Origin of the sequence: Microcystis sp. LE19-10.1B (genome assembly GCF_027530565.1) — a bacterium.
Lineage (GTDB): Bacteria > Cyanobacteriota > Cyanobacteriia > Cyanobacteriales > Microcystaceae > Microcystis > Microcystis aeruginosa.
In genome coordinates this window covers 1-2,025 of the sequence record NZ_JAPZQM010000237.1, presented here as the reverse complement: position 1 = coordinate 2,025, position 2,025 = coordinate 1, and the positions used below count along the sequence as shown (strand labels likewise).

Genomic DNA, 2,025 nt, shown 5'->3' with positions numbered 1-2,025 from the left:
GCGATCGCAACTACCTATTGAGGGTTATTGGTTTCGGCATTTTCTCCCTTCGCCACATACATAATATTATCCCAGTTCTGATTTTTAGGATCATGATAATAAATAACAGGACCCCAAAGAATTGTCCATTGACCAATTTTTCCTTGAACCGTAGGTTCGGCTAAATCTGTAATAACTTTCTCGCTATTATTGATATTAGCGAACATGGAAAGACAGAAAAGCGTTTGTTGTTGATCGTAAGTAGGCATTGAAATTTTCTCCAATTGTCAATTGATTAGGCGTATCTTAGACAAATCTAGGTAATTGTCACAACACAAATTTCACAAAAAAGGGATGACCGCTCTTTTTAACTTGATTAAGTTGACCCCAATTTACCCCATCATTAGAGGTGTAAAAATTAGCACCAGAACAGCTATTTGAGGATAAACCTGTAGGACAAGCATAGTCAAAAGTAAGAGAGTTACCCCCTACTTGGGAATAGACTGCACTTCCTTGGATGCCATATAGTCCGGGAGCATCTTGTAACCAGAACTTGACCTGTTCTCCGGGGTTAATCTGTTGAGGAGGACTGACAACATAATAACCGTGTTCATTAGTTGCAGGTTTAGTTAAGGTTAAGGTTGACTTTCCTTGAGTGTTATCAATACTAACATAACAGGAATAATCCATTGACATCGAGGAAATTACTGAGTCCGGCGGGGCAGCAAAAGGAACAATTTGATAAGAATTATTCTGCTTTATTACTTGACAAACATTACTTTGGCAGGTATCTGTATCAATCACAGCAAAAGTAAAGGTTTGTGGGGGAACATCGGGACTGGAAGGACACTCAAACCCATCATTAACATATTGAACAAAGCCATTAGTTATACCTAATTTCGGAGCGTGGGTATGTCCTAAAACGATTAAATTTGAGTTGGATTCTAAAGCGGATTGTTGAGCAAACCAAGCAATATAAGTTCCACTTAAATCAGCGATCGCCGATTTGCCCGTAATCATTTCACCATTAGTACCTCCTCCCCAATCAGCAATCCACTGATCTTGTAAACCACTATATATCTGTTTAGCATCTGCCATAGTTTTTGTTTGGCCATTCGCTAAAATAATCGGCTCATTTTCCGGTATTCCAGTTACTTTAATTATGTAATCAAGCACGGCACTGACTAAGTTACCTGAAGTAATGAGAGAACCAACCGAGGAAACCAAACCACTTAAATCGATTCCGTTAGGATTACCTTGTCCCGATAAATCAGCAACAGTTTGTCCCGGAGTAAGGGTGTTGTTTAACATATAACCTATAGCTCGGGTAACAAAATGACCAACAGGTAAAGGACTCAGGGAAGATTGAAGATCGGGAGCATTAAACATGGTAAAAATGTTACCATGAGTAAAAGCCATTTTTTGTCCATTGCTAGAGGTGACATAATAAATCGTATCTGAACAATATTTGATCTTGTAATTAGCTGAGTTTTGAATGTTATTTAAGTCATTTTGAGTGACATTCATGTCATGGTTTCCATTGACATAAGTTACATTCCCTTGGAGAGCAGTTAAAGCTTGACTTAACTTTCCCGTTGCTCCAAAAATATTAGGATTGGCGTTAATTATATCAACGGTAGCCGGAGGAGTAAAATTAGGCGGATAAGTCCAAAAGTCGAACAGATCACCAAGTAAAATTAGCTCCTGAATAGAGTCAGCGTTATCAATCACATAATCTAGAATCGCTGACTAATACGGTTCATGAAAACTTTTTTGATACCAATTAGTAGGGACATTCGTGCCAATATGTACGTCACTTAAGACAACAATTTTATTCTTTGCCATGATAGATTTTCTCTCCTTGTCAAAAAGTAAAGTGGTTGATATTCCTAGAGCAAAATTTATATAGGGTCTGCTGAATAAATCTAAAAACCTTGTTGGATAAGACTTTTGGACTTTTTTCCCCTCAAAAAGTGCCAGCCATTGCGGGGATCGGGGGAAAATTCAGGTACTTTTTCCCTGAAAATTAGGTAGTTGACCACCTCA

General features: G+C 38.2%; 2 protein-coding genes. Both read right to left on the bottom strand.

Annotated elements, in window-relative coordinates; genetic code table 11:
* Positions 1 to 14: 14 nt before the first annotated feature.
* Positions 15 to 248: a hypothetical protein gene (locus tag O9332_RS08640; protein WP_002759947.1), complete on the bottom strand. Its 234-nt coding sequence runs from the start codon at positions 246 to 248 to the stop codon at positions 15 to 17.
* Between the two features lie 58 nt (positions 249 to 306).
* Positions 307 to 1,710 (bottom strand): metallophosphoesterase family protein, encoded by a 1,404-nt coding sequence (locus O9332_RS08635; protein ID WP_002759946.1) that lies wholly within the window; start codon positions 1,708 to 1,710, stop codon positions 307 to 309.
* Positions 1,711 to 2,025 lie beyond the last annotated feature (315 nt).